General features: G+C 72.0%; 24 protein-coding genes. 8 read left to right on the top strand and 16 right to left on the bottom strand.

Translation table 11 applies throughout. The features are described 5' to 3' along the window. Nucleotides 1-395: 395 nt before the first annotated feature. On the bottom strand, nt 396-2213 hold the full coding sequence (locus M8J74_RS31705) for a S9 family peptidase (RefSeq protein WP_249839738.1): 1818 nt from the start codon (nt 2211-2213) through the stop codon (nt 396-398). Nucleotides 2214-2380: 167 nt separating this feature from the next. On the opposite strand from M8J74_RS31705, the gene M8J74_RS31700 reads away from it, so the two are divergent. After that, nucleotides 2381-3181, top strand: coding sequence for an SURF1 family protein (locus M8J74_RS31700; RefSeq protein ID WP_249839737.1), 801 nt, complete (start codon nt 2381-2383; stop codon nt 3179-3181). Here the strand turns inward: M8J74_RS31700 and M8J74_RS31695 are convergent. The 4 genes from M8J74_RS31695 to M8J74_RS31680 form a co-directional block, all read right to left on the bottom strand. Then, entirely contained in the window at nt 3154-4320 is a 1167-nt protein-coding gene (locus M8J74_RS31695) for a hypothetical protein (RefSeq protein ID WP_249839736.1), read from the bottom strand. The genes M8J74_RS31700 and M8J74_RS31695 overlap by 28 nt on opposite strands. Beyond that, nucleotides 4317-4913 (bottom strand): SigE family RNA polymerase sigma factor, encoded by a 597-nt coding sequence (locus M8J74_RS31690; protein WP_249839735.1) that lies wholly within the window; start codon nt 4911-4913, stop codon nt 4317-4319. The genes M8J74_RS31695 and M8J74_RS31690 overlap by 4 nt, the downstream gene beginning before the upstream one ends. 454 nt (nt 4914-5367) lie before the next feature. Further along, nucleotides 5368-6426, bottom strand: a complete 1059-nt coding sequence (locus tag M8J74_RS31685) for an aspartate-semialdehyde dehydrogenase (protein WP_249839734.1) — start codon at nt 6424-6426, stop codon at nt 5368-5370. Further along, nucleotides 6426-7697, bottom strand: a complete 1272-nt coding sequence (locus tag M8J74_RS31680) for an aspartate kinase (RefSeq protein ID WP_058924115.1) — start codon at nt 7695-7697, stop codon at nt 6426-6428. Before M8J74_RS31680 ends, M8J74_RS31685 begins: the two co-directional genes overlap by 1 nt. Before the next feature lie 196 nt (nt 7698-7893). Here M8J74_RS31680 and M8J74_RS31675 point away from each other — a divergent pair, with 196 nt between their 5' ends. Further along, nucleotides 7894-8613: a TSUP family transporter gene (locus M8J74_RS31675; protein ID WP_249839733.1), complete on the top strand. Its 720-nt coding sequence runs from the start codon at nt 7894-7896 to the stop codon at nt 8611-8613. Between the two features lie 38 nt (nt 8614-8651). Next, nucleotides 8652-9488: a PhzF family phenazine biosynthesis protein gene (locus M8J74_RS31670; protein ID WP_249839732.1), complete on the top strand. Its 837-nt coding sequence runs from the start codon at nt 8652-8654 to the stop codon at nt 9486-9488. Between the two features lie 251 nt (nt 9489-9739). Here the strand turns inward: M8J74_RS31670 and M8J74_RS31665 are convergent, their stop codons facing one another. From M8J74_RS31665 to M8J74_RS31655, 3 genes are all read right to left on the bottom strand, one after another. Continuing rightward, nucleotides 9740-10396 (bottom strand): DUF5063 domain-containing protein, encoded by a 657-nt coding sequence (locus M8J74_RS31665; RefSeq protein WP_249839731.1) that lies wholly within the window; start codon nt 10394-10396, stop codon nt 9740-9742. Further along, nucleotides 10389-10988, bottom strand: coding sequence for a recombination mediator RecR (gene recR, locus M8J74_RS31660; protein ID WP_249839730.1), 600 nt, complete (start codon nt 10986-10988; stop codon nt 10389-10391). The genes M8J74_RS31665 and recR overlap by 8 nt, the downstream gene beginning before the upstream one ends. 76 nt (nt 10989-11064) lie before the next feature. Next, nucleotides 11065-11409 carry a YbaB/EbfC family nucleoid-associated protein gene (locus M8J74_RS31655; protein ID WP_058924118.1) on the bottom strand — a complete coding sequence of 115 codons (345 nt, stop codon included), beginning with the start codon at nt 11407-11409 and terminating at the stop codon, nt 11065-11067. Between the two features lie 273 nt (nt 11410-11682). Here M8J74_RS31655 and M8J74_RS31650 point away from each other — a divergent pair, with 273 nt between their 5' ends. Next, nucleotides 11683-12432, top strand: a complete 750-nt coding sequence (locus M8J74_RS31650) for an SLATT domain-containing protein (RefSeq protein WP_249839729.1) — start codon at nt 11683-11685, stop codon at nt 12430-12432. A 157-nt stretch (nt 12433-12589) separates the two neighbouring features. Here the strand turns inward: M8J74_RS31650 and M8J74_RS31645 are convergent, their stop codons facing one another. The 3 genes from M8J74_RS31645 to M8J74_RS31635 all read right to left on the bottom strand — a co-directional run bounded on the left by M8J74_RS31645 (nt 12590) and on the right by M8J74_RS31635 (nt 15667). Continuing rightward, the gene (locus M8J74_RS31645; protein WP_249839728.1) at nt 12590-14524 is read right to left on the bottom strand and encodes a serine/threonine-protein kinase; all 1935 of its coding nucleotides are present in this window, start codon (nt 14522-14524) and stop codon (nt 12590-12592) included. An 82-nt stretch (nt 14525-14606) separates the two neighbouring features. Further along, nucleotides 14607-15065 carry a MarR family winged helix-turn-helix transcriptional regulator gene (locus M8J74_RS31640; RefSeq protein WP_249839727.1) on the bottom strand — a complete coding sequence of 153 codons (459 nt, stop codon included), beginning with the start codon at nt 15063-15065 and terminating at the stop codon, nt 14607-14609. Continuing rightward, a complete protein-coding gene (locus tag M8J74_RS31635) occupies nt 15062-15667 on the bottom strand; it encodes a type 1 glutamine amidotransferase family protein (RefSeq protein WP_249839726.1) in 606 nt (201 codons plus the stop codon). The genes M8J74_RS31640 and M8J74_RS31635 overlap by 4 nt, the downstream gene beginning before the upstream one ends. A gap of 138 nt (nt 15668-15805) precedes the next feature. Here M8J74_RS31635 and M8J74_RS31630 point away from each other — a divergent pair, with 138 nt between their 5' ends. From M8J74_RS31630 to M8J74_RS31615, 4 genes are all read left to right on the top strand, one after another. Then, nucleotides 15806-17161 carry an aspartate aminotransferase family protein gene (locus M8J74_RS31630; protein ID WP_249839725.1) on the top strand — a complete coding sequence of 452 codons (1356 nt, stop codon included), beginning with the start codon at nt 15806-15808 and terminating at the stop codon, nt 17159-17161. Nucleotides 17162-17346: 185 nt separating this feature from the next. Continuing rightward, nucleotides 17347-18048: a GntR family transcriptional regulator gene (locus M8J74_RS31625; protein WP_249839724.1), complete on the top strand. Its 702-nt coding sequence runs from the start codon at nt 17347-17349 to the stop codon at nt 18046-18048. Next, a complete protein-coding gene (locus tag M8J74_RS31620; RefSeq protein WP_249839723.1) occupies nt 18045-20528 on the top strand; it encodes a dolichyl-phosphate beta-glucosyltransferase in 2484 nt (827 codons plus the stop codon). Before M8J74_RS31625 ends, M8J74_RS31620 begins: the two co-directional genes overlap by 4 nt. 75 nt (nt 20529-20603) lie before the next feature. Then, on the top strand, nt 20604-21254 hold the full coding sequence (locus tag M8J74_RS31615; protein WP_249839722.1) for a putative DNA-mimic protein: 651 nt from the start codon (nt 20604-20606) through the stop codon (nt 21252-21254). Between the two features lie 11 nt (nt 21255-21265). Here M8J74_RS31615 and M8J74_RS31610 read toward each other — a convergent pair whose 3' ends face one another. The 5 genes from M8J74_RS31610 to M8J74_RS31590 all read right to left on the bottom strand — a co-directional run bounded on the left by M8J74_RS31610 (nt 21266) and on the right by M8J74_RS31590 (nt 26003). Then, nucleotides 21266-21556, bottom strand: a complete 291-nt coding sequence (locus tag M8J74_RS31610) for a hypothetical protein (protein ID WP_249839721.1) — start codon at nt 21554-21556, stop codon at nt 21266-21268. Nucleotides 21557-21671: 115 nt separating this feature from the next. Beyond that, a complete protein-coding gene (locus M8J74_RS31605; RefSeq protein ID WP_249839720.1) occupies nt 21672-23492 on the bottom strand; it encodes a bifunctional metallophosphatase/5'-nucleotidase in 1821 nt (606 codons plus the stop codon). Nucleotides 23493-23625: 133 nt separating this feature from the next. Beyond that, entirely contained in the window at nt 23626-23892 is a 267-nt protein-coding gene (locus M8J74_RS31600) for a hypothetical protein (RefSeq protein ID WP_249839719.1), read from the bottom strand. Between the two features lie 255 nt (nt 23893-24147). Next, complete coding sequence (locus M8J74_RS31595; protein ID WP_249839718.1) at nt 24148-24636, bottom strand: hypothetical protein; 489 nt, start codon at nt 24634-24636, stop codon at nt 24148-24150. 83 nt (nt 24637-24719) lie between these two features. After that, nucleotides 24720-26003 carry an adenylosuccinate synthase gene (locus M8J74_RS31590; protein WP_058924128.1) on the bottom strand — a complete coding sequence of 428 codons (1284 nt, stop codon included), beginning with the start codon at nt 26001-26003 and terminating at the stop codon, nt 24720-24722. Nucleotides 26004-26138 lie beyond the last annotated feature (135 nt).

Genomic DNA, 26138 nt, shown 5'->3' with positions numbered 1-26138 from the left:
GGGGGGGGGGGGGGGGGGGGGGGGGGGGGGGGGGGGGGGCGGGGGGGGGGGGGGGGGGTGCCGGGGGGGGGGGGGGGGGGGGGGGTTGGCGTGCCGGCGCCCGGCGTCGGGGTGGCCGGGAGCTGACCCGGTGCCCGGCGTCGGGGTGGCCGGGGGTGGTTTCGCTCGCCCGCGCTTGCGGGGTGCCGCCCTCCTTGGGTCGGGTGCCGCCCCAGCGGCACGACTGCCCGCGGCTGGGGCGGCGTGGCTGCCCGCGGCAACTGCGGCTGAGGCGGCGCGGCTCCCCCGGCCGTCGCGGCTGAGGCGGCGCGGCTCCCGCGGCTGGGCGGTATCCCAGCGGAGCCGGTCGCCGCGGCTGCGGCGGCGCGGCGTTCCGGCTCACCGGCTGGCCGCGGCTAGGTGGCCAGGTGGCGCTGGGCGAATTCCAGTTCCAGGCGTACCTGCTTGATGCGTTCGTCGACCACCAGGGAGCCGTGGCCCGCGTCGTAGCGGTAGACCTCGTGGACCGCGTCTCTGGCCTCCAGGCGCTTGACGTAGTTCTCGATCTGGCGGATCGGGCAGCGGGGGTCGTTGACGCCGGCCGAGATGTAGACCGGGGCGGTGACCTTGTCCACGTAGGTCAGGGGCGAGGACGCCTCGAAGCGCTCGGGGACCTCCTCCGGGGTGCCGCCCAGCAGGGTGCGGTCCATGGCCTTCAGCGCTTCCATCTCGTCGTGGTAGGCCGTGACGTAGTCGGCGACCGGGACCGCGGCGATGCCCAGGGTCCAGGCGTCCGGCTGGGTGCCCAGGCCGAGGAGGGTGAGGTAGCCGCCCCAGGAACCGCCGGTGAGGACGAGCCGGCCGGGGTCGGCGAGGCCGGAGGCCACCGCCCAGTCGCGGACCGCCGCGACGTCCTCCAGCTCGATCAGGCCGACGCGGTGCTTGAGGGCGTCGGTCCAGGCGCGGCCGTAGCCGGTGGAGCCGCGGTAGTTGACGCGGATCACCGCGTAGCCGTGGTCGACCCAGGCCGCCGGGCCCGCGGCGAACGCGTCGCTGTCGTGCCAGGTGGGTCCGCCGTGGATGTCGAACACGGTCGGCAGCGGGCCGGTGGCGCCGGCCGGCTTCTGCACCAGGGCGTGGATGCGGCCGCCGGGGCCGTCCACCCAGACGTCCTCCACCGGCACCGAGCCCGGGGACTTCATGCCGGGCGGGTCGAGGACCACCTCGCCGGTCGTGGAGCGCACCGCCGGGGGCTCGGCGGCCGAGGACCACAGGTACTCCACGCTGCCGTCCGGGCGGGCCGAGGCGCCGGAGACGGTGCCCGGCGGGGTGGGGATGCGCTCCAGGGCGCGACCGGCCAGGTCGTAGCGGAAGAGCTCGCTGCGCGCCTCGAAGCTGTGCACGACGAGCAGGCCCGAGCCGTCCGGGTACCACTCGGCGCTCACGTCGCCGGGCAGGTCCAGGGCGAGGTCCGTCTCCTCGCCGGTCGCCACGTCCCACACCAGCGGCTCCCAGCGGCCCCGGCGCTGGTGGCCGATGAGCAGGCGGGTGTCGCCGTCGACCGGGGCGAAGCCCAGCACCTCCAGGCCCAGCTCCCGCGTGCCGTCCTTGGTGTCGTCGAGCTCGGCGACCCTGGTGCCGTCGGGGCGCAGGACGCGCAGCGCCGAGTGCATGGCGTCGCCGTGCTCGGTGTGCTCGATCGCGACGAGGGAGCCGTCGTGGGAGAGGTCGCCGACCCCCGCCGACTCCCGGTGACGGTAGATCTCCACGGGGTCCGAGCCGGCGCGCACGAGGTGGAGGGTGGTGCCGTCCTCGTCGGTGGAGCGGCCGACGACGGCGGTGGCGCCGTCGCGGCCCAGGGCCAGGCCCGCCGGGTAGGAGGCGTCCAGGCCGGGGGCGGCGAGCTCGTCGGGGCCGCCGTCGAAGGACTGCCTGCGCCAGACGCCGAACTCGTCGCCGTCCTTGTCGTCGAACCACCAGATCCACGCGCCGTCCGGGGAGAGCACGCCGTCCGTCGTGCCGTTCGGCCGGTCCGTGACCTGGCGCTGAGCGCCCGTGGCCCGGTCCCAGGCGTACAGCTCGTACGTGCCCGTCGCGTTCGACACGAACAAGGAGCGGTCCGGGGCGTCCTCGGCCCACTCGGGCAGCGACACCCGCGGCGCCCTGAAGCGCTTCTCCCAGTCGGGCATGTCCTCGTTCCGCTTGGGGGCAGCGGACCCGTTGCTCTCAGTCATGGCCCCATACTGCCTGCTCGTACGGACAATTCGCCGTCGGGGTCCCCAGGCTGTGGACAACTTCTACCGCGCCCTTACCGAACACGCGTCCAGGCGCTCGGCCGGTGCGTGCGCCCCAGCGAACCCCGCGGCCGGGGACGGCGCGGCCGCCCCGTACCGTGGAAGGCGTGTACCGGTTTCTGCTGACGCCCCGGTGGTGGGGGATCAACGTCTTCGTGCTGCTCGCCATCCCCTTCTGCATCTTCATGGGGTCGTGGCAGCTGAGCCGCTTCGAGGGCCGGGTGCAGGACCACCGCCAGGCGACCGCGCAGGCCGCCGACAGCAGGCGGGAGGCCGCCCGCCCCCTGCGGGAGCTGCTGCCCGTGGACAAGGCCACCTCCGGCCGGCAGGCCACCGCCACCGGTCACTGGGGCAGGCAGCTGCTGGTGCCGGACCGCACCCTGGACGGCAAGCAGGGGTTCTACGTCCTGACGCTGCTGCGCGTCGACGGCGGCAAGGCGCTGCCGGTCGTGCGGGGCTGGCTGCCGGGGTCGGCCGACGCGTCCCGGGCCCCCGCGGCACCGAGCGGTGAGGTCACCGTCACCGGCGCGCTCCAGGCCTCCGAGACGCCCGGCGACAACGGGGTGAGTGCGCGGGGCGGCCTGCCGGCCGGGCAGACCGCCGCGATCAGCGCGGCGTCGCTGGTGAACCTGGTGCCGTACGACGTGTACGACGCCTGGGTCACCCTGAACACGGCGGACTCCGGGATGAAGGCCGTGCCGGCGACGGCTCCGGCCGGCTCCGGGCTGGACCTGAAGGCCTTCCAGAACCTCGGTTACACCGGCGAGTGGTTCGTCTTCGCCGGGTTCGTGGTGTTCATGTGGTTCCGGCTGCTGCGCCGGGAGGTGGAGTTCGCGCGCGACGCGGCGATGGGGCTGGTGAGCGAGAGCGAGACCGAGGCTCAGGACCCCGCGAGCAGCCCCGTGTAGTAGACGGTTCCGGCGCACGCGTTCGGCACCGTCGCCGTGGCCGTCGGAGAGCCCGCCTGCGTCGTGTGCGACACGATCACGCTGCCGTCCGCCGTGCCGTCCGTCCTGAGCATCTGGGTGGTCACGCCGCTGTCCGTGCCCGTGGACGTGGACGTGGTTCCGGTGGTGCTGCCGGTGGTCTCGCCCGTGGGGCTCGGGTCGGCGGTGGGGCCGCCGTCGGAGGTGCCGCCGCTGTCGCCGCCGGTGGTGGGACAGCTCTGGGAGGGCACCCAGGCGAACTTCACCTCGTAGGCCGCGCCGGGCTGCAGGATCAGTGAGGCGACCTCGGTGGACGGGTCGGGCAGTCCGGCCGCCGCGTCGCCGGAGACGTGCCGCATGGTGCTGATCTTCGTGGCGTCCGCGGCGCCCGCCGTCTGGAAGCTCACGGAGCCGAGGCTGTCGACCGTGCAGGAGGCCGTGGAGATGTTCACGACGCGGAAGGTGCCGTAGACGGCGCCCGCGGCGTCGGGGGCGGCGGCGCTGCCGGTGGCCTGGCCGAGCTGGTCGGCCGTGCAGACCGGGGCCGAGGCCGAGGTCGACGACGGGTCGCTGCCGGCGGTGCCGCCGGTGGCGGCGCCGGAGTTCTTGCCCTTGTCGCCACCCTTGGTGCCGTTCTTGCCGGGGTTCCCGGACTTGCCGGAGGTGCCTCCGGCGGTGCTCTCACTGCCGTCGGTCTTTCCCTGGTTCGCCCCGCCCTGGGCCTGCGAGGCCTGTCCGGCGACGGACGGGTTGACGTCCGAGCCGGTGGAGTTGGAGACGTGCACCAGGGCCGGGACGGCGGTGCCGAGGAAGAGTGCCGCGGCCGCCATGCCGACCATCGCCTGCCGCTTGCGGGCGCGTCGGGCGGGCACGGCCCGCCGCAGGTGCTCCAGCGTGCCGTCGCGCGGCTCGACCGTCTGCACCGCCTGCTGCAGCATCCTGCGCAGAGCCAGCTCGTCCGAGTCGAACCCTTCGGGGCTCTGGTCGTCGGGGCCGTCGTTCACAGTTCCGTTCCCAGCGTGCGATTGCGTGTGCTCTTGCTCGTGCGGTTCCGTCGGCTCGTGCCAGGCGAAGGGCTCGTGGCGGTCGCGGGAGTCGGGTCCCTGGGCGTCGCGGTTCATGCCGTCGCCTCCATCGCGACGCGCAGGGCGGCGATGCCGCGGGAGCCGTACGCCTTCACCGAGCCCAGCGATATGCCGAGGGTCTCGGCGACCTGGGCCTCCGTCATGTCCGCGAAGTAGCGCAGGACCAGGACCTCGCGCTGCCGGCGCTGCAGGCCCTTCATGGCCTTGATGAGGGAGTCGCGCTCCAGCTGGTCGTACGCCCCCTCCTCCGCGCTCGCCATGTCCGGCATCGGCTTGGACAGCAGCTTCAGGCCCAGGATGCGGCGGCGCAGGGCCGAACGGGAGAGGTTGACGACCGTCTGCCGCAGGTAGGCGAGCGTCTTCTCCGGGTCGCGGACGCGCTTGCGCGCGGAGTGGACGCGGATGAACGCCTCCTGGACGACGTCCTCGCAGGAGGCGGTGTCGTCGAGCAGGAGTGCGGCCAGGCCCAGCAGCGAGCGGTAGTGCGCGCGGTAGGTCTCGGTCAGGTGGTCGACGGTGGTTCCGGCCGCCACGGCATCCTCGGCGCCGTCGCGCTGACTGGGTATGCGGGCGGGCCGCGCTGCGGGCATGGGCGCGATCACCGGCATGCCGCCGGGCGTGCCGGGCATGCGGGGTCGGCTGCGTGTCGCAGCGGTGAAGTCGAGAACCTGGGCCACGTCAGTTGGACACGCTTCCCCCTGTGAAGGTTGTACGTGCCGGGCGTCACTTTCGCGTCATGTGCCGCGACCGGCCGTCTCGCGTCAGGCAGCACAACCGACCGTGCGTCGAACGCCCTCATGCCTACCCGCTCTTCCCCTGTGTCCTGAGTGTTCGAGGTGTCCCCACACCTCGCGCCGCGCCCCCGCCGGCTCCCGGGGGCGTTCGACCCCCTGGAGGACGTTCGGCCCCCTGAAGGGCGTTCGCAAAGACGCTCCCCGCCCTTCGCGCGGTTGCGGAAAGACGGGGAGGAAAATCTTCGGACGCCGACCGGGTCCACAGCAAGTGGTCCGGACCATGGACCGGCTCACACTTCGTTCAGAGATCATACAAACCGCCCCGGACCCGGTCCCGGGGCGTCCCGCGTCACACCCGCTCGGCGGCCACCAGCTCGGCGATCTGGGCGGTGTTCAGGGCCGCGCCCTTGCGCAGGTTGTCCCCGCAGACGAACAGTTCGAGCGCGGTCGGATCGTCCAGCGCGCGCCGCACCCGGCCCACCCAGGTCGGGTCGGTGCCCACCACGTCGGCGGGCGTGGGGAACTCGCCGGCGGCCGGGTCGTCGAACAGCACGACGCCGGGCGCGGTGGCCAGGATCTCGCGGGCCCCCTCCACGGTGACCTCGCCCTCGAAGCGGGCGTGGACGGTCAGGGAGTGCGTGGTGACGACCGGGACCCGTACGCAGGTGACCGCGACGGGGAGGGCGGGCAGCCCGAGGATCTTACGGGTCTCGTCCCGCACCTTCATCTCCTCCGACGACCAGCCGTCCTCGCGCAACGACCCGGCCCACGGTACGACGTTCAGCGCGACCGGCTCCGGGAACGGCCCGGTGTCGTCGCCGACGGCCCGCCGCAGGTCACCGGGGTGCGTCCCGAGCTCCGTGCCGGCCACCAGGGACAGCTGGCGGCGGAGGGTGTCGACGCCGGCGCGGCCGGCCCCGCTCACCGCCTGGTACGAGGACACCACCAGCTCGCGCAGCCCGAACTCGGCGTGCAGCGCGCCGAGCGCCACGATCATCGACAGCGTCGTGCAGTTGGGGTTGGCGATGATCCCGCGCGGCCGGCGGCGGGCGCAGTGCGGATTGACCTCGGGGACGACCAGCGGGACCTCGGGGTCCATCCGGAAGGCGCCCGAGTTGTCCACCACGACCGCGCCCTTGGCGGCGGCGAGGGGCGCCCACCGCTCGGCGACCTCGTCGGGCACGTCGAACATGGCGACGTCGACCCCGTCGAAGGCCTCCTCGGTCAGCGCCACCACCTCGACCTGCTCGCCGCGCACGGCCAGCTTGCGGCCGGCCGAGCGCGGCGAGGCGATCAGACGGATCTCGCCCCAGATGTCCGCGTGCTGGGACAGGATCTGGAGCATGACCGTGCCGACGGCCCCGGTCGCGCCCACGACCGCGAGCGTCGGCCGTCCGGTCCCGGGCATCAGCGGCCGGTGCCCCCGTAGACGACGGCCTCGTCGCTGTCGGAGTCCAGCCCGAAGGCGGTGTGCACGGCGCGCACGGCGTCGTTGACGTCGTCGGCGCGGGTGACGACCGAGATGCGGATCTCGGAGGTGGAGATCAGCTCGATGTTCACGCCCGCGTCGGACAGCGCCTCGAAGAAGGCCGCGGTGACGCCCGGGTTGGTCTTCATGCCGGCGCCGACCAGGGAGATCTTGCCGATCTGGTCGTCGTAGCGCAGCGAGTCGAAGCCGATGCCGACCTTGGCCTTCTCCAGAGCGTCGATGGCCTTGCGGCCCTCGGTCTTGGGAAGCGTGAAGGAGATGTCGGTGAGCCCTGTGGACGCGGCCGACACGTTCTGCACGACCATGTCGATGTTGATCTCGGCGTCGGCGATGGCGCGGAAGATGACGGCGGCCTCGCCCGGCTTGTCCGGCACGCCGACGACCGTGACCTTGGCCTCCGAGGTGTCGTGCGCGACACCGGAGATGATGGCCTGCTCCACCTTCTTGTCCCCAATCGGCTCACTGCTGACCCAGGTGCCCTGCAGTCCGCTGAAGCTGGACCGGACGTGGATCGGGATGTCGTAACGGCGGGCGTACTCCACGCAGCGGTGGAGCAGCACCTTGGAGCCGGACGAGGCCAGCTCCAGCATGTCCTCGAAGGAGATCCAGTCGATCTTCTTCGCCTTCTTCACCACGCGCGGGTCGGCGGTGAACACGCCGTCGACGTCGGTGTAGATCTCGCACACCTCGGCGTCGAGGGCCGCGGCCAGCGCGACCGCCGTGGTGTCGGAGCCACCGCGACCGAGGGTCGTGATGTCCTTCTTGTCGGCGCTGACGCCCTGGAAACCGGCGACGATGGCGATGTTGCCCTCGTCCAGGGCCGTACGGATACGGCCGGGCGTCACGTCGATGATCCGGGCTTTGTTGTGGACGGAGTCGGTGATGACGCCCGCCTGGCTGCCGGTGAAGCTCTGGGCCTCGTGGCCCAGGTTTTTGATCGCCATGGCCAGCAGTGCCATGGAGATCCGCTCTCCGGCGGTCAGCAGCATGTCGAACTCCCGCCCGGCAGGCATGGGAGAAACCTGCTCGGCGAGATCGATCAGCTCGTCCGTCGTGTCGCCCATCGCGGAAACGACGACAACCACCTGGTTGCCGTTCTTCTTCGCTTCCACGATCCGCTTGGCGACGCGCTTGATGCCTTCGGCATCGGCTACGGAGGAGCCTCCGTACTTCTGCACGACAAGGCCCACGTGCGCTCCTCGCTCAGTCCCGTATATGTCGGCTCAGTCTAACGAGCGTCCGAAAATCCCCTCCGCGATATCGCATCGTGAGACCCCGTTCCGCTCGCGTTCCGGACAGCACCTGCCCCCCGAACGTCCGCACCACTCGGAAAGTGCCCCGGGTCACAATGACGGCCGGCTGAGCTCGGAATTCACGGGGGGGCGCGTGAGCACGGATGTACTGCTGGCGGGGATCGTGCTGCTCGGCTCGTCGGTGCAGTGGCTGACCGGCATGGGGTTCGCGCTGGTCGCCGTACCCGCGCTGGTGCTGCTGCTGGGGCCGGTGAACGGGGTGGTCCTGGCCAACTGCGCCGCGGGCGCCATCAGCGTCGTCGGGCTCGCGGGCGGCTGGCGGCGGGTGCGGGCGGCCGCGATGGTCCCGCTGTGCCTGGCCGCGGCCTGCACGGTCCCGGCCGGGGCCTGGCTGACCCGGCGACTCCCGCCGCCCGTCCTGCTGTCGGTGATGGGCGCCCTGGTGACCGTCGCCGTGCTGCTGGTGATGCGCGGCGCCCGGGTGACCGCCCTGCGCGGCACGAAGGGCGCCGTCGCCGCCGGTGCGGTCGGCGGGTTCATGAACTCGGCGGCCGGCGTCGGCGGCCCGCCGATCTCCCTGTACGCGCTCAACGCGGGCTGGACGGTACGGGAGTTCGTGCCGAACGCGCAGTTCTACGGCGTCGTGGTGAACGCCTTCTCGGTGGCCGCGAACGGGGCGCCCCGACTGTCCGGCGGACAGTGGGCGGCGGTGGCCTGCGCGATGGCGGCCGGCGCCCTCATCGGCAGGTCCCTCGCGGAGCGCATCCCCGAGAAGCGGGCCCGCCTGCTGGTCCTGCTGCTGGCGCTGACTGGCGGGGCGACGGCCCTGGGCAAGGGGCTGTGGGGACTGTGAACCCCTCCGGCGTACGGCAGTTCGGATACGGTCGCCCGATGGAGATTCTGCGATACGTGGCCTTCAGCACCGACCCCGCGGGAGGCAACCCGGCGGGCGTGGTGCTGGACGCCACCGGCGTCGACGACGCGACGATGCTGGCGACCGCGGCGGAGATCGGCTACTCGGAGACGGCGTTCGTGGTGCCGTCGCGCGACGGCGCCCTGGACGTGCGGTACTTCAGCCCGCTCGCCGAGGTGCCGTTCTGCGGTCACGCGACGATCGCGACCGCCGTCGCGCACGCGGAGCGGCACGGCACCGGACGGCTGCGGCTGCGCACACAGGCGGGCCTCGTCACGGTCACCACCGACCGCACCGCCGACGGCACGCTGGTCGCGACCCTGGTGAGCGTCGCCCCGCGTACGGAACCGCTGGAGGAGGCCGACCTGGCCGAACTGCTGGCGATCCTGGGCTGGACGGCCGAGGACCTGGACCCGACGCTGCCACCGCGCGCGGCCTTCGCCGGGGCCTGGCATCCGGTCCTCGCCGCCGCCGACCGCAAGCGGCTGGCGGAGATGCGCTACGACATGGACGCGCTCTCCGCCCTCATGGACCGCACCGGCTGGACGACCGTCGACCTGGTCTGGCGCGAGTCCCCCACCGTCTTCCACGCCCGCAACCCGTTCCCGCCCGGCGGTGTCGTCGAGGACCCCGCGACCGGTGCCGCGGCGGCCGCGCTCGGCGGCTACCTCCGCGAACTGGGTCTGGTGGCGACGCCCGCGACGGTGACCGTCCACCAGGGCGTGGACATGGGCCGGCCGAGCCTGATCACCGTGACGGTACCGGCGGAGCCGGGCACGGGGATCGGCGTGGCCGGCGCGGCCGTACCGATCTGACCCTCGCCCGGCCCCGGAGCCAGGGCCTGTCGTTTGGATCGGGTCGGCTGCGGGGGACGGTGCGTCCTTGCTGACCCGAGCGGGGGTCTGGTGCGTGCGGCTGCAAGGCCGAGGAGGGAGTCGACGCGATGGGGCCCCCGCGCGAGCGAAGCCGAGCGTGGGGGAGTCGACGAGTGACAACGCGGCTGGGGCCCCCTCTGGGGGAGTGCGCACCAGGCCCCGCGACGCCGAGCTGATCCGAACGACAGGCCCTAGCCTCGCCTGATGCCCAGCGGGCCCGCGATCTCCTCCGCCATCACCTTGCCCGCCTCGAACTCCAGGGTCTCGTCGCCCATGCTCTGGTCCGTGTCCAGGCCGTCCAGCTCCTCCAGGGGCTGGTTGAGACGGACGTGGATGAGCACGGACTGCAGGGCGCGCAGGGCGGCGGAGGCCGTGGAACCCCAGTTGGAGAAGTAGGAGAACTGCCACCACCACAGGGCCTCCGTGACACGGCCGGCGCGGTAGTGGGCCATGCCGTGGCGAAGGTCGGTGATGACGTCGGCGATGTCGTCGGAGAGCCGGGCCGGCACCGGGGCCTTGCGGGGCTCGTAGGGGTCGAAGACCTCGGAGTAGACGTCGACCGGGTCCAGCAGGCGGGCGAGGTTCTCGCGGAGCTCGTCCACGTCGGCGTCGGGGCCCGTGTCCGGCTCGTAGCGCTCGTCGGGGACGATGTCCTCGTGCGCGCCGAGGCGGCCGCCGGCCAGCAGCAGCTGGGAGACCTCCAGGAGGAGGAAGGGGACGGCCGAGCCGGGCTCGTCGCCCTTGGCCACCTCCGTGACGGCCACCAGGAAGCTCTCGATCTGGTCCGCGATCTGGACCGCGAAGTCGTCCGGGTCCTGCGTCGCGTCGTGCAGCGTGGCGTCAGACATCTAGGAGTCGTCTCCCCTCGAAGGCGCGACCGAGGGTCACCTCGTCCGCGTATTCCAGGTCGCCACCCACCGGGAGGCCGCTGGCCAGGCGGGTGACCTTGAGGCCCATGGGTTTGATCATTCGGGCGAGGTACGTCGCCGTGGCCTCGCCCTCCAGATTCGGGTCCGTGGCCAGGATCAGTTCCGTGACCGCGCCGTCGGCCAACCGCGCGAGGAGTTCCCGGATGCGCAGGTCGTCGGGGCCCACGCCCTCGATGGGGCTGATGGCCCCGCCCAGCACGTGGTAGCGGCCGCGGAACTCGCGGGTGCGCTCGATCGCGACCACGTCCTTCGGCTCCTCCACCACGCAGATGACGGAGGAGTCGCGGCGGGTGTCGCGGCAGATGTTGCACAGCTCCTCCTGCGCGACGTTGCCGCACGTCGCGCAGAAGCGGACCTTCGCCTTGACCTCCATCAGAGCCTGGGCGAGGCGCCGTACGTCCGTGGGCTCCGCCTGCAGGATGTGGAAGGCGATCCGCTGGGCGCTCTTGGGACCGACGCCGGGCAGCCGTCCCAGCTCGTCGATGAGGTCCTGGACCACGCCTTCGTACAACGGATCGCCCTTCCTGGAGTCTTTCAGTTCGTACGGTAGTTGCCCGGGGGCCCGCTTAGAAAGGCGGTGCCGGCTCCTAGAACGGCAGGCCCGGGATGCCGCTGCCGCCGCCGAGGCCCTGGGCCAGCGGGCCGAGCTTCTGCTGCTGCAGGGTCTGGGCGTTCTCGTTGGCGGCCTGGACCGCCGCGACGATCAGGTCGGCGAGGGTCTCGGTGTCCTCCGGGTCCACCGCCTTGGGGTCGATCTTCAGGGCGCGCAGCTCGCCGGAGCCGGTGACGGTGGCCTGCACCAGGCCGCCGCCCGCCTGCCCGTCGACCTCGGTCTGCGCCAGTTCCTCCTGCGCCCGCTGCAGGTCCTGCTGCATCTTCTGGGCCTGCTGGAGCAGCTGCTGCATGTTGGGCTGGCCACCACCGGGAATCACGATTCAGCTCCTGGTTTCGTCGTTTCATCCGTTGTGCTTTTCCGTTGTGCACGAGCCTACGTGGTCCGCGCAGCCATCGCCCCGCCACTCTTTCGAGTGAGATCGCCGCGACTCCCATACCTGATCAAGGCCCCCTTGCGAGCGGAAAAGAGACGAAAGGCAGGCCTTCGCCACCCATTGGGCGGTAGGAAGGGTCCCGCGCCGTCGTCCAATGTCACGCATTGTGAGCGGTCGGCGTCGGTTCGGGATCAGTGGATCAGTAGGGAGTGCCGGGTGGGTCAGCCGGAGATGCAGCCCGAGGGTCCGCCTCAGGACGGGCGGGGCGAGGGCGCGGCCGGGCTGCGGCCGGGCGATCTGGCCGGGCGGTCGCTCCCGCTCGGCGACTGGGGCGAGCCGGCCGAGCGGCTGTACGAGCTGTACCGGTGGGTGGAGCGCGGGGCGATGGAGACGGCGGCCTGGTACCTCGCCGACCGGGTGTGGAAGCGGCGCGGCGCGCGGGCGCTGCGGGCCGGGACGGCGGTGGGGGCGGTCACCGGGGCCGCGCTGCCGCTGCTCGACCTGACCGGGGTGATCGGCGGGGGCGCCACCTGGGGGTATCTGGCGCTGCTGCTGGCCGTGGCCTGCGTGGCCGTGGACCGGTTCTTCGGGGTGACGTCCGGGTGGATAAGGGACGTGGCCACGGCGCAGGCGGTGACGCGGCGGCTGCAGGCGCTGCAGTTCGAGTGGGCGTCGGAGAGCGTGCGCGAGGTCCTGGGGCCGACCGAGGGGACCGCCGGGGAGGCCGCCGAGCGGTGCCTGGCGGTGCTGCGCAGGTTCGCCGAGGACGTGACGGAGCTGGTGCGGACCGAGACGGCCGACTGGATGGTGGAGTTCCGTACGGGCTCGGCGCCGATGGGGATCCAGTCCGTGGGCGCGGGAGGCGGCCGCCAGGAGCAGGGCGGGGCGCAGGGGCGGTTGCCGCTGCCGCCCGGCGCGAACTCCCGCCCGAACATGCCGCGCCAACGGCCGCCGGAGCCGCGGTGAGGGGTGCGGGGCGGGGGCGCCTTGTCGCCGTGGGGGTGCGGGGTGGTTCGCGGCTGCGGGTGGGGGGTGGCCGGCCGCGCAGTTCCCCGCGCCCCTGAGGACGTGTAGGTGCCCGGAGTGCCGGGAGGAGCCGCGCCCCTGGCGCGTGTGGGTGCCCTTAGTTCTTGGTGTACTTCAGCTTCTCCCCGTTGGTGGTGTTCACGCGCTCCAGGGTGCCGTCGGGCAGCAGGCTGATCTCGGTGGGGTCGCCCGGCTTGCAGTAGCCGGCATCGCCGACCGTGACGACGGAGGGGCCGAGCTCCAGCGGGCCGTCGCCGCCCGGGGCCTGGGTCAGCTCGGCCTGGAACACGCAGTGGTAGCTGCCGCTTGAGGTGGGGCCGTCGGCGACGAGGGAGAGGACGTTGTCACCGACCTTGCCCTGCCGGATGGTGATCCGGCGGGTGTTCTCGCCGTCCGCGTTGGTGATCGTGGCGCTCCAGCTGCCGAGGTAGGCGGCGGGCACCGCGCCGTCGGAGGGCGCGGACGTGGTCGGGGAGGCCGACGTGGGCTGCTGCGTGGTCGGACCGGGGGTCGTGGGCGCGCCCGTGGAGGGCCCCGGACCGGGCTTGTCGTCGGCCTTGCCGTCGCCGCCGCCGTTCATGATCGCGTACACCGAGCCGCCGGCACCGAGCGCGACGACCAGGGCGACGGCGATGAGCAGCGCCGTGGAGCGGCCGCTTCTGTGCGGCGGCTCCTGGGGGACGGTGGTCGACGGGCCGGTGTAGGGGCCGCCGTAGGGGCCGGGCCCGTACGGCGGGGTGGCACCGAGGGCGCCGTAGGGGCCTGGCTGGTGGGGGTAGCCGTAGCCGGGGGGCGGCTGCTGCGGGTAGCCGTAGGCCGGTTGCTGCGGCGCGGTGCCGGGGCCGGGGTGGCTCTGGGGCTGGGGGGTGGGCGGGGGTGTCGGGGCGGTCTGGCCCGCGACCTGCGTCGGCAGGTGGTTCAGGGGCGTGCCGCCGGCCGGCTGTCCGGGCGGGGGCGGCCCGGCGGGTGTGTCCGCGCCCGGCTGGGCGGGCGCGTCGTCGCCGGCGGGGGCGTGCTCGGGCGCGGCCTCGGGCGACGGCGTGCCGGGGGACGGTGCCGAGGACGGGTCGACGGCCGTGGCGCCCGCGGCCCAGGCCCCCTCCCCCGTCCGCTCCGGGTCCTCCGTGTCCAGCAACCGCACCGCGTGCCGCCCGAGTTGGGCCACCAGGGCACTCGGCAGCCACGGGTCCTTGGAGCGGCCGCCCAGCACGGTGTCCTCGGCGCCCGTGCGCTCCAGGACCTCGTCCAGCGTCGGCCGGGCGGCGGGGTCCTTCTTCAGGCAGTCCCGTACGAGGTCGGCGATGCCCTCGGGCACGCCCTCCAGGTCCGGCTCCTCCTGGGCGATGCGGAACATCAGGGCGTGCACACCGCTGTTGGCGGTGCCGAAGGGCAGGGCGCCGGTGGCGGCGTACGCCAGGACGGAGCCGAGGCAGAAGACGTCGCAGGCGGGCGTGATCCGGTCGCCGCGCACCTGCTCGGGCGCCATGAAGCCGGGCGACCCGACGAGCGCGCCGGTCCGGGTGAGTCCGCCGTCGGTGACGGTCTCCAGTGCCCGGGCGATACCGAAGTCGATGACCCGCGGGCCGTCGATGGTCACCAGCACGTTGGAGGGCTTGAGGTCCCGGTGCACGATCCCGGCGGCGTGGATGTCCTTCAGCGCGTGGGCGAGCCCCGCCGCGAGGATGCGCACCGACCGCTCGGGCAGCGCCCCGTGGTCGTGTCCGACGACCTGCTGCAGGCTCGGCCCGGCGACGTACCCGGTGGCGACCCAGGGGACGGCGGCCTCGGTGTCGGCGTCCAGCACCGGTGCCGTCCAGTACCCGCCGACCTGCCGCGCGGCCTGCACCTCCTGCCGGAAGCGGGCCCGGAACTCCTCCTGCGCGGCCAGTTCCCGGCGCACCAGCTTCACGGCGACGGTACGGCCGCGCTCCGACCGGGCGAGGTACACGAACCCCATCCCGCCCGCGCCCAGCCGCGCCAGCAGCCGGTATGCCCCGATCTGTCGCGGGTCGCCCGCCCCGAGCTTCTCCATCCCCGGCCCCCCGAAATCCCCCGATACCTGTGGAACGTGCCCACGATAGTGCGAGGCGGGGGCCCGATGGCCGGAGCGGTGTCTACGGTTCCGTAACAGGGGGGCCGAGCTTTTCGAGTACGTCGGCCAGCCGCTCCAGCGTCCGCACCGCCTCGGCGAGTTCGGCCTCCCCGAAGGCCTCCGCCAGCCGGTCGGCGAAGGCGGCGTGACCGGGGCCGATGCGCCCGATCGCCGCGCGCCCCTCGTCGGTCGGCGCGAGGAGCTTGGCGCGGCGGTGGGCGGGGTTGGGCCGGTACTCGGCGAGGCCGCGCTCCACCAGCAGGTCGGCGACGCGCTGCACGCTCTGCCGGGTGATGCCCATGACCCGGGCGATCCCGGCGACGGACAGCGGCTCCCCCAGCACTGCACCGAGCACCTGCCACCGGGCGGCGGTGAGCCCGGCCGGGCCCGCCATCTCCTCGGCAACGGCGAGGAACTGCCCGTTGAGCCGGAACACACCGAGTGCGCTGCGGCTGAGCAGTTCCTGCCGCTCCCGGCTCACTTCGCGGCCGCCTTCTCCAGCACGGCGTACGCCTCGGGGTCGGAGTCGTGGAACAGCCGGTACCAGGCGTCGAGGACCTCCCCCTCGTACACCCCGAGCAGCCGGAACACCTCCCGCGCGAACGCGACGGGCTCGGTGGGTCCGGCGGTGATCAGGTTCCCGTCGGTGACGGCGTCCGCCTCGACGTACCGCCCGCCGCCCTGGTACCCGGTCGCGGCGAGGTAGAAGGAGACGGCGCCGGTGTGGTCCCGGTCGTCGAGCAGCCCCTCCCGGGCGAGCCCCGCGGTCGCCCCGCAGATCGCGGCGACGGGCGTGCCGGCGTCGAGGAACTCCCGCGCCTTGCGGGCGAAGGGCGCCAGCCGGTCGCCGGAGTCCCACAGATCGGCGCCGGGCAGGATCAGCAGCGCGCTGTCCTCCGGGCGTACGTCGTCCAGGACGAGATCGGGTTCGACGCGCAGCCCGCCGATGCTGCGGACCGGTTCCGCGGACGCGCCCACCGTCCGCACCCGGTACCCGGCCCGGGCGAGGTACGCCGTCGCATACCCCGTCTCCCAGTCGGCGAGCGTGTCGTACACAGCCAGATGCACGGACTTGGAGTTCATGACAGCAGGCTGTCACTACGACAACATGCTGTCAAGTGTCGATCCGGTGCCGCTGTCGACAACCTGTCGCGGAAAGCCCCGGACCGCAGACAGGACGCCGATTCCGTCTCCGCATCGCGGACATTTACGCTCGCCCGCATGACCCCTCAGCCGAATCCCCGGGCCGGTGCCGCCGTGAAGGCGGCGGACCGTGCGCACGTCTTCCACTCCTGGTCCGCGCAGGAACTCATCGACCCGCTCGCCGTCGCCGGCGCGGAGGGGTCGTACTTCTGGGACTACGACGGCAAGCGGTACCTCGACTTCACCAGCGGGCTCGTCTACACCAACATCGGCTACCAGCACCCGAAGGTCGTCGCCGCGATCCAGGAGCAGGCCGCGACGATGACGACCTTCGCGCCCGCCTTCGCGGTCGAGGCCCGTTCGGAGGCGGCGCGGCTGATCGCCGAGCGGACCCCCGGGGACCTGGACAAGATCTTCTTCACCAACGGCGGCGCGGACGCCATCGAGCACGCCGTGCGCATGGCCCGGCTGCACACCGGGCGGGCGAAGGTGCTGTCGGCGTACCGCTCGTACCACGGCGGTACGCAGCAGGCCGTGAACATCACCGGTGACCCCCGGCGCTGGGCCTCCGACTCCGCCTCGGCCGGGGTCGTGCACTTCTGGGCGCCGTACCTGTACCGGTCGCGCTTCTACGCCGAGACCGAGGAGCAGGAGGCCGCGCGGGCGCTGGAGCACCTGGAGACGACCATCGCCTTCGAGGGGCCGGGCACCGTCGCCGCGATCGTCCTGGAGACCGTCCCCGGCACCGCCGGGATCATGCTGCCGCCGCCCGGCTACCTCGCCGGGGTGCGCGAGCTCTGCGACAAGTACGGGATCGTCTTCATCCTCGACGAGGTCATGGCCGGCTTCGGACGGACCGGCGAGTGGTTCGCGGCTGACCTGTTCGGCGTCACCCCGGACCTGATGACCTTCGCCAAGGGCGTCAACAGCGGGTACGTGCCGCTCGGCGGCGTCGCCATCAGCGGCGAGATCGCCGAGACCTTCGGCAAGCGGCCCTACCCCGGCGGCCTCACCTACTCCGGGCATCCGCTCGCCTGCGCCGCCGCGGTCGCGACGATCAACGTCATGGCGGAGGAGGGCGTCGTCGACAACGCCCGCCGGCTCGGCGAGACCGTCGTGGGCCCGGCCCTGCGGGAGCTCGCCGAGCGGCACCCCAGCGTCGGCGAGGTGCGCGGCGTCGGCATGTTCTGGGCGCTGGAGCTGGTGAGGAACCGGGAGACCCGCGAACCGCTGGTGCCCTACAACGCGGCCGGCGAGGCGAACGCCCCGATGGCCGCCTTCGCCGCCGCCGCCAAGCGGCACGGCATCTGGCCCTTCGTGAACATGAACCGCACGCACGTCGTGCCGCCGTGCAACGTGAGCGAGGCGGAACTGAAGGAGGGCTTCGCGGCACTCGACGCGGCGCTGTCCGTGGCCGACGAGCACACGGAGTAGCGGGAGCCGCGACGCCGCGTACGTGGAGTGACGGAAACGGGGCCGGCGGGCACCCGGAGTAGCGGAAAGGGGGCCGGCGGGCACCCGGCACACGGATAAACGGGCGAATCCCGAACGCGTAAGGTGGCGTGCTCGTAGGTATAGACGTGCACGCCACCCGACCGCCCCGAGGAGACCGTCCGACGATGCCCGGCAGCAGCGGCAACGGCGCCGTGACCCGCAGCACCCTGCGGCAGCAGATCGCCGACGCGCTTCGCGACGAGGTGCTGGCGGGACGGCTCCAGCCGGGGCAGGAGTTCACGGTCAAGGAGATCGCCGAGCAGTACGGGGTGTCCGCGACGCCCGTCCGCGAGGCGCTGGTCGACCTGTCCGCACAGGGCCTGCTCGACGCCGACCAGCACCGCGGCTTCCACGTCCACGAGTACTCCGCCGCCGACTACCGCGGCATCGTCGAGGCCCGCAGCCTGGTGACCGACGGCATGTTCCACGTCCTGGAGTCCGGCACCGGACATCTGCCCGCCCCGGACGACGCCCGCGCCAACGCCGCCCTCGCCGGGGTGCGCCGCCGCGGCGAGGAGGCGCAGCGGGCCTCGCTGGCCGGTGAACTCACCGTGCTGATCGGCTACGACCTGCGCTTCTGGCACGAACTGGGCAACCTGTTCGGCAACCCCTACCTGGCCGACTTCCTGCACCGGCTGCGCGTGCAGTCCTGGGTGTGCGCGGTGCAGCACCTGCGCCGGCTCACCGACCTGCGCGGCACCCTGTGGTCCGGCCACACCGAACTGGTCGAGGCGCTGTCCCGGCGCGACCTGCCGGCCGCACGGCGGATCGTCGACGCGTACAACGCCCACGCCCTGGCCCTCATCGAGCGGCTGGCCGACGAATGAGCGCCCTGGCCGGCGAGGAACGCACCGCCGGGGAAGGGGACGACGGCAACGGCACGCGGGAGTCCGCCGCTCCCCTCGACCTCTCCGTGGTCGTCCCCGCCTTCGACGAGGAGGAGCGCCTCGGGCGCACCCTCGACGCCGTCACCCGCTACCTCTCCGACGGCGCGGGGCGCTGGGGGGCATGGGAGGTGGTCGTCGCCGACGACGGCTCCCGTGACGGGACGCGCGAGGTGGTCGCCGGTCGCGGCGACCCGCGCGTCCGGCTCGTGGTCGCGGACCGGCACCGCGGCAAGGGCAGCGCGCTGCGGCTGGGCGTCGCCGCCACCCGGGGCCGGCGCGTGCTGGTCACGGACGCCGACCTCGCCTCGCCCATCGAGGAGCTGGAGAAGCTCGACGAGGTGCTCGGGGAGGGCAACTCGGCGGCGATCGGCTCCCGTTCGGTGCCCGGCGCCACGATCGGGGAGCGTCAGCATCCGGTGCGCCGGCTGCTGGGCCGCGCCGGGAACCTGCTGATACGCAGCGGCACCGTCCCCGGCGTACGGGACACCCAGTGCGGCTTCAAGCTCTTCGAGGGCGAGCGGGCCCGCGAGGCCTTCGCCGCCTCCCGCGTCGACGGCTGGGCCATCGACGTCGAGGTCCTGCACCACTTCCACCGCGCGAACTGGCAGGTCACCGAGGTCCCCGTGCGCTGGTCCCACCAGCCCGGCTCGAAGGTGCGGCCCCTCGACTACGTCCGCGCCCTCGCCGAACTGACCCTGCTGCGCGCCCGCTCGGTGCGCCCGGCCGACCTCTTCGCCCTGCTGCTGTTCCTGCTGATGTCGATGGCCCTGTACTCGGGCCGTCTCTTCGACCCCGACCGCCGCTACCTCGTGGACTCCCTGCAGGACCAGAACCAGTGGGAGTGGTTCTTCGGCGTCACCGCCCACAACCTCGCCCACCTGGACAACCCGCTCTTCTCCGACGCCCAGAACTTCCCCGCCGGCGTGAACCTCATGGCCAACACGGTCATGCTCGGCCTCTCCGTCCCCTTCGCCCCGCTCACCCTCCTCGCGGGCCCGGCGCTCTCCCTCTCCGTCGCGATGACGCTGGGCCTGGCCGTCACCGGGTTCGCCTGGTACCGGCTGATCGTCCGGCGCGTCGTGCGGCACCGCCCGGCGGCCTTCGTCGGCGCGAGTCTGGCCGCCTTCGCGCCGCCGATGGTCAGCCACGCCAACGCGCACCCCAACTTCGTGGTGCTGTTCATGATCCCGCTGATCGTCGACCGCGCCCTGCGCCTGTGCGAGGGCCGCCGGGTGGTCCGGGACGGGGTCGTGCTGGGCCTGATGGCCGCCTACCAGGTCTTCCTGGGCGAGGAGCCGCTGCTGCTGGCGGCGCTCGGCCTGCTGCTGTTCGCCGCCGCCTACGCCGTCGTCCGGCGGGACGTGGCGAAGGCCGTGTGGCGCCCGCTGCTCAAGGGCCTGGGGATCGCGGCCGCGGTCTGCCTCCCCCTGGTCGCCTACGCCCTGATCTGGCAGTTCACCGGCCCGCAGAGCTACGCGAACATGCCGCACGGCGACAACGCGGGCAACAGCCCGCTCGCGCTGCTGTCCTTCGCCGAGCGCTCCCTGGTCGCGGGCAGCGCGGAACGCGCCGACGCGCTGTCGATGAACCCGACCGAGCAGAACGCCTTCTACGGCTGGCCCCTGGTCGCCGTCGCCTTCGCGATCACGGTACGGCTGTGGGACCGGGCCCTGGTCAAGGCGCTCGCGGTGACCGCGGTCGGCGCGGCCCTGCTCTCGCTCGGGCCCGCCTTCCGCATCCCGCTGACGGAGCGGACCTACCCCGGCCCCTGGGCACTGCTGGCCCACCTGCCCCTCTTCGAGTCGGTCATCGAGGGCCGGGTCGCCATGATCTGCGCCCCCGCGCTCGGCCTGCTGCTCGCCCTCGCGCTGGAGCGTCTGGCCGCCACCCGTGACCGGGGCGCGCAGTACCTGGGCCTGCTCGGCGTCTGCCTCGCCCTGCTCCCGCTGATCCCGGCCCCGCTGAAGACGGTGCCCCGGGCCGAGACGCCGGCGTTCTTCACGGACGGCACGTGGACGTCGTACGTCCGTGCCGGCGAGTCGCTCGTCACGGTGCCGCTGCCCGACGCGGGCGACGCCACCCCCCTGCGCTGGCAGGAGCAGGCGGAGTACGGCTTCAGGCTTCCCGGCGGTTACTTCAACGGGCCGTGGGGCAAGAAGCGCAGGGGCATCTACGGCGCCGCCCCGCGCTACACCTCGCAGTTGTTCAGTGATGTCCGCGACACCGGTGTGGTCCCCGAGATCGGCGCGAACTGGCGGGCGCAGGCCGCGCGGGACCTCGCGTACTGGAAGGCGGGGGTGCTGGTGGTGGCGCCGCAGCCGCACGCCGACGCCCTGCGCAGGACGCTGCGGGAACTGATGGGCCGTGACGGGACGTGGGTGGACGGGGTGTGGGTATGGGACCTGCACCGGGCCACCTGACCCGAACGCCCCGGTCCCACCCCGAGCCGCACCGACTACCCTTCCTTCACTGACCACCTCGCTAGGGAGCCCTCTTTGGCCTGTGACCTGTGGCTGGTACCGCTCGTCGACGTGTTGTGCCACACCCCCGACAATCCCTTCGCCGACGAACTCGCGCAGTACAACGACGTGCTCGCCGGGGCCGGTCTGCCGCCGGTGCCGGTGTACCAGTACATGCCGGGCCTGTCCGGCGAGGTCGCCCCGGTGGCCGGCTTCGACTACGACGCCCTGCACTTCCTGCGCCGCGTCTATCTGCTGCAGGTCTGCGGTCTGCCGGTGACGCCCGTCGACGATCTGGGCGGCGACTACGAGCAGTTGCTGGAGATGTTCGACTCGACGGCGCAGCAGTCGCACCTGGTCTGGCACTACGACCACGCGGGCGCGTACGTCCCCGTGGACTTCCCGCAGCCCCTGTCCAACGACGAACTGCTGTCCGGCGGCGGCCCCTTGGGCTCCTCGCAGGCACTGCTGCGGGAACTGGAGTACGTCGCCCCGGCGATCGGCATCGACCCGGCCAACCCGCCTGCCGCCCCGGAACCGCCGCGCGCTCCCACGGAGCTGGAGGAACCGGCGGTCCCGGCGCCGTACGACCCGAGCCCCTTCGCCCGCGAACGGCACGTCTGGCTGGGCCTGCACGCGGCGGCGACGCGGAGCCTGGCGCAGGGGTCGATGATCGTCTTCAGCTGAGCGGCCGTGCCCTACCGGAGCTGCGAGAGCCCCTTCTGCAGGTCGTCGGAGTTCATCACGGGCGTCATGTCGACCTCGGCGCCCAGGTCCAGGAAGAAGGGCTCGCCGATGGCCGGCATCTGGGAGCTGTCCTGGACGTCGAGGACGAGGTAGGCGGTGCGGACGCCGTGGTCGATGGTGAAGTAGGCGGCCTCGGGCTTGAGATTACCGAGGGTCTCCTCCATGAGTTGCGGCATCTTGCCGCTGCGGATGACGTCGTTGGCCTTCTCGGTGTTCATGGACGCCTTGAGCAACACGCGCATCGCACTCACCTTCTTCAGTAGACCGATACGCGGCGTTTACATCGTAAGCCCGATATGGCCGGGCAGGGCGACCGGAGGCGTAACCACCGGTCGCCCTTCGTCCGCCGCGCCCCGGTCAGAAGACCGGGGTGCCGTCCTGCGTCAGCTTCCAGTTCGTCACCGCGAAGTCCTTCGGGTCCAGCGTCCCCTTCGACGTCACGTAGTCGATCATCAGCTGGCGGATCTCGTTGGTGGAGCTGTAGGCGATGTCCGCCGAGGCGATGTGCGGGTAGCCCGAACCGCCGTTCGCCCGGTAGTTGTTGACCGCGACGACGAAGACCTGGTCGGCGGCGATCGCCGCGCCCTTGTAGGTGAGGTTCTTGATCCTCGAGCCCTCGGGCTGCGCGATGTCGATCTCGTAGTCGACGCCCGCCGCGGTGTCGTACATGTAGTCCCAGAAGCTGTTGGCGTTCGTCAGGGTCGAGGTGTCGACCTTCGTGCCGGACAGGACCTGGTGGTAGTACTTCGCGGCGTACTCCAGGTAGTCCTTCAGCTGGGCGCCCGTGAGCTTCTTGCCGTAGAGGGTGTTGTCGTAGATGTAGAGGCCGGCGATGTCCTTGATGGTGACGCTGCCGGCCGGGATGTCGGCGGTGCGGCTGAAGGGCGCGGCGACCGAGATCAGCGGCAGCGCGGCGTCGGAGGCCGAGAGCCCGGACTTCACCGTGTCCATCTGGACCTGGTGGATGAAGTCCATGATCGGCACGTCCTTCCAGCAGGACTCCGCCGCCGAGAGGTCCTCGGTGCAGGTGCCGACCGCCGTGTTGACGTACTTCACGACCAGCTCGTGGTCGGCCTCCAGGAGCTTCTTGATCTCCGGGTCCTCGTCCACCGTGTTGGGGTTGAGGGTCTGGGCGGTCTTCTTGGTCACCTTCCAGCGCCCGTGGTGCAGTTCGAGCTCGAAGTCGAAGACGCTGAGCCGGTAGCCCCAGCAGTACGGCTCGGAGAGCAGGACGTCCTCGCCGGTCTCCGCGTTCTTCACCGTGTAGGACGGCACCTCGACGTGCGTGTGGCCCACCAGGATCGCGTCGATGCCGGGGACCTGCTCGGCGACGAGGTTGGAGGCGTTCTCCACGTACGGCAGCGCGTCGCCGTAGGAGGTGGAGCCGTCGAGGCCCGAGTGATCGGTCAGGAAGACGACGTCGCAGCCGAGCGCGCGCAGCCGCGGCACGTACTTCTTCGCCTGCTCCACCAGCCCCGGGAAGACCATCTTCCCGCTGACGTTGTCCTTGTCCCACAGCGCGATGCCCGGGTTGGTCAGGCCCAGGATGCCGACCTTGATGTCGGGCGCGCCCGGCACGCAGATGCGCTTGACGGTGTACGGGTGGAAGGCGGGGCGCAGGGTCTTGGCGTCCAGGGCGTTGGCGCCGAGCAGCGGGAAGCGGCACTGGCTCTCGAACTTCCTGAGCACCTCGATGCCGTAGTTGAACTCGTGGTTGCCGAGGGCGGCGGCGTCGTAGCGCATGTGGTTCATGGCCACGGCCATCGGGTGCTTGGGGCCGGGCTTGCCGTCGGTGCCCGTGATCGGGGCGACGCGCGCGAAGTAGTAGGCCAGGGAGGTGCCCTGGATGATGTCGCCGGCGTCGACGAGCAGGACGTGCTCCTCGCCCTTGGCCGCGCGCTGCTGCTTGATGAGCGTGGCGACGCGGGCGACGCCGACGGAGTTGCCGGCCTTGTCGCTGTAGGCGGCGTCCTTGTAGTAGTCCCAGTCGAAGACGTGGCTGTGCAGGTCGGTGGTGCCCAGGATGGAGAAGGACCAGGTCTTCGGCGCCTTCCCGGGCAGCTGACCGTCGGCGGCCTGGGCGGTGCCGGCGCCGACGGCCCCCGCCGCGGCGACGGCCGCTCCGGTGACGGCCGACTTCTTCACGAACTCGCGGCGGTTCATGGGACTGACGGGCATACGGGGCTCCTGGAAGCTGGCGTGGCGCGACGCGCGTAGACAAGTCGGACGTGCGGGGCTACTCGCGTAGAGCGTGACCTCTGCCCAGCCGCCCGGAAAACCAGGAATTGGCCATGTCCAGTTCAAAGATGAGTCAGCTCGGCGCCGGTTCGCGGAGGGTGATCAGCCCCGAGTCCCGGCAGGCGCGCAGCCGTTCGTGATCGGTCTCGAACGCTCTCAGGACGAGGTAGGCATAGACCACGAGGTCGGGATGGTCCCGATACAGCCCCCAGATCCCCTGCCGTGCGATGGCCTGACACGCCTCCGCCGAGTCCTCGTCGTCGGTGTCGACGAGCCGGAGAAGCAGATCAAGACATACGCCCCGCGCGCCGGGAGTCAGGTCGCCGGACAGAGCCGCCATCAGGACGGCGACGACGGGCGCCGCCGGCTCCTGCGGGAACGACTGGATCAGCGCGTGGTCGTGGAGGCGAAGAGCCCACGCCTCCTCACGGGACCGCGCCCCGGCGAGCAGCTTCAGGTCGACGGCCAGGTGCGCGGCAGTTCTCCCGCATCCACCCTCGAACGCCGACCAGTCGTACCGGCCGATCTCCAGTCGATCAGTCGCATGTGCCGTTCCGCTCCGGTCTCGCGCCTTGACCAGCGGGGCACCGTCCGGTCAATCGGCAAGGTATTCGGGCAGGTCGAAGTGTCCTGTGTCCCGGTAGGCGCGAAGCCGGTCCTCGTCGTCCTCGATCGCGCGCAGGACGTAATAGGCACACGCGACAATGCCGGGCGATGCGCCCGACCACAGGTCGCGGTACAGCATCCAGAGCCCCTGCCGCGCGATCTGCCGACACATCTCCGACGAGTCGTCGCCGTCGTTCAACACCAGCCCGCCGAGCAGATCCAGGCATACGAACCCCGCCCCCGGGGACAGGTCACCCGCAAGCGCCGCCATGAGCACCGAGGCGACGGGAACCGCCGGCTCCTGCGGGATCGACTGAATCATGGCGTGGTTCTCGATGTGAAGCGCCCGCGCCTCCTCATCGGACTGCGCCGCGGCCAGCCTCAGCAGGTCGTCGGCCAGGTGAGCGGCCGCCTTCGTACATCCACAGGTTAATGCCGACCAGTCGTACCGGCAGATCTCCACGTCGATCAGTCGCATACGCAGGCCCACTTCCCTCGTCCCTCGGCGTGCAACGCGCAAGGAGCCGCCCCCGGTGGGGCGGCTCCTTGCGCGTCTGCGGGTCAGAGGAACGAGTTGATCTCGATCGTCTCGTCCCGGCCCGGGCCCACGCCGATCGCGGAGATCGGGGCGCCGGACATCTCCTCCAGCGCCTTGACGTAGTTCTGGGCGTTCTTCGGCAGGTCGGAGAAGGACTTCGCCTTGGTGATGTCCTCGGACCAGCCCGGGAGGGTCTCGTAGACGGGCTTCGCGTGGTGGAAGTCCGACTGCGAGTACGGCAGCTCCTCGACGCGCTTGCCGTCGATCTCGTAGGCGACGCAGACCGGGATCTGCTCCCAGCCGGTGAGGACGTCGAGCTTGGTGAGGAAGAAGTCCGTCAGGCCGTTGACGCGGGTGGCGTAGCGGGCGATCACCGCGTCGAACCAGCCGCAGCGGCGGTCCCGGCCGGTGGTCACGCCCCGCTCGCCGCCGATGCGGCGCAGCGCGTCGCCGTCCTCGTCGAACAGCTCCGTCGGGAAGGGACCCGAGCCGACGCGGGTGGTGTACGCCTTGAGGATGCCGATGACCCGGCTGATCTTCGTCGGGCCGACGCCGGCACCGGTGCAGGCGCCGCCCGCGGTCGGGTTCGACGAGGTCACGAAGGGATACGTGCCGTGGTCGATGTCGAGGAGCGTGCCCTGGCCGCCCTCGAACAGCACGACCTTGTCGTCGTCCAGGGCCTGGTTGAGCACCAGGACCGTGTCGGCGACGTACGGCGCGAGCTTCTCCGCGTAGCCCAGCAGCTCCTCGACCACCTGGTCGACGGCGATCGCGCGCCGGTTGTAGAGCTTGGTGAGCATCTGGTTCTTGACGTCGAGGGCCGCCTCGACCTTCTGGGTGAGGATCGACTCGTCGTAGAGGTCCTGCACCCGGATGCCGACGCGGTTGATCTTGTCCGCGTAGGTCGGTCCGATGCCGCGCCCCGTCGTACCGATCTTCCGCTTGCCGAGGAAGCGTTCCGTGACCTTGTCGACGGTCACGTTGTACGGCGTGATGATGTGCGCGTTACCGCTGATGAGGAGCTTGGACGTGTCGACGCCGCGCTCGTTGAGTCCGTTCAGCTCGGAGAACAGGACCGACGGGTCGACGACGACACCATTGCCGATGACCGGGGTGCACCCCGGCGAGAGGATTCCGGAAGGGAGCAGGTGGAGGGCGTACTTCTGATCGCCCACGACGACGGTGTGGCCGGCGTTGTTGCCGCCCTGGTACCGCACGACGTAGTCCACTGAGCCACCGAGCAGGTCGGTCGCCTTTCCCTTGCCTTCGTCACCCCACTGAGCACCGAGCAGCACAAGTGCGGGCACGCGCGTACACCCCTTCCGGGCGGGGCATGTCCAAGGTCAGGGGCGCACGCGTAGGGTTCACCGCCGCGTGCACCATGGCCGTCGTTGGCCGTAACCCGTCGGACCGGATGCCCCGGAATAGACGAAGCCCCTGGC

It is taken from the genome of Streptomyces panaciradicis, assembly GCF_023516615.1.
Lineage (GTDB): Bacteria > Actinomycetota > Actinomycetes > Streptomycetales > Streptomycetaceae > Streptomyces > Streptomyces panaciradicis.
This window is presented reverse-complemented; position numbering and strand designations above follow the sequence as displayed.

What these genes read in the sequence shown, in the direction of transcription:
- M8J74_RS31620 (WP_249839723.1), top strand. Translation starts at nt 18,045, where the DNA reads ATGAGCGCCCTGGCCGGCGAGGAACGCACCGCCGGGGAAGGGGACGAC.
- M8J74_RS31600 (WP_249839719.1), bottom strand. Translation starts at nt 23,892, where the DNA reads ATGGCGGCTCTGTCCGGCGACCTGACTCCCGGCGCGCGGGGCGTATGT.
- M8J74_RS31610 (WP_249839721.1), bottom strand. Translation starts at nt 21,556, where the DNA reads ATGCGCGTGTTGCTCAAGGCGTCCATGAACACCGAGAAGGCCAACGAC.
- M8J74_RS31635 (WP_249839726.1), bottom strand. Translation starts at nt 15,667, where the DNA reads ATGAACTCCAAGTCCGTGCATCTGGCTGTGTACGACACGCTCGCCGAC.
- M8J74_RS31645 (WP_249839728.1), bottom strand. Translation starts at nt 14,524, where the DNA reads ATGGAGAAGCTCGGGGCGGGCGACCCGCGACAGATCGGGGCATACCGG.
- M8J74_RS31625 (WP_249839724.1), top strand. Translation starts at nt 17,347, where the DNA reads ATGCCCGGCAGCAGCGGCAACGGCGCCGTGACCCGCAGCACCCTGCGG.
- M8J74_RS31665 (WP_249839731.1), bottom strand. Translation starts at nt 10,396, where the DNA reads ATGTCTGACGCCACGCTGCACGACGCGACGCAGGACCCGGACGACTTC.
- M8J74_RS31605 (WP_249839720.1), bottom strand. Translation starts at nt 23,492, where the DNA reads ATGCCCGTCAGTCCCATGAACCGCCGCGAGTTCGTGAAGAAGTCGGCC.
- M8J74_RS31685 (WP_249839734.1), bottom strand. Translation starts at nt 6,426, where the DNA reads ATGCCCGGGACCGGACGGCCGACGCTCGCGGTCGTGGGCGCGACCGGG.
- M8J74_RS31705 (WP_249839738.1), bottom strand. Translation starts at nt 2,213, where the DNA reads ATGACTGAGAGCAACGGGTCCGCTGCCCCCAAGCGGAACGAGGACATG.
- M8J74_RS31630 (WP_249839725.1), top strand. Translation starts at nt 15,806, where the DNA reads ATGACCCCTCAGCCGAATCCCCGGGCCGGTGCCGCCGTGAAGGCGGCG.
- M8J74_RS31695 (WP_249839736.1), bottom strand. Translation starts at nt 4,320, where the DNA reads ATGAACCGCGACGCCCAGGGACCCGACTCCCGCGACCGCCACGAGCCC.
- M8J74_RS31595 (WP_249839718.1), bottom strand. Translation starts at nt 24,636, where the DNA reads ATGCGACTGATCGACGTGGAGATCTGCCGGTACGACTGGTCGGCATTA.
- M8J74_RS31670 (WP_249839732.1), top strand. Translation starts at nt 8,652, where the DNA reads ATGGAGATTCTGCGATACGTGGCCTTCAGCACCGACCCCGCGGGAGGC.
- M8J74_RS31690 (WP_249839735.1), bottom strand. Translation starts at nt 4,913, where the DNA reads ATGCCCGGCACGCCCGGCGGCATGCCGGTGATCGCGCCCATGCCCGCA.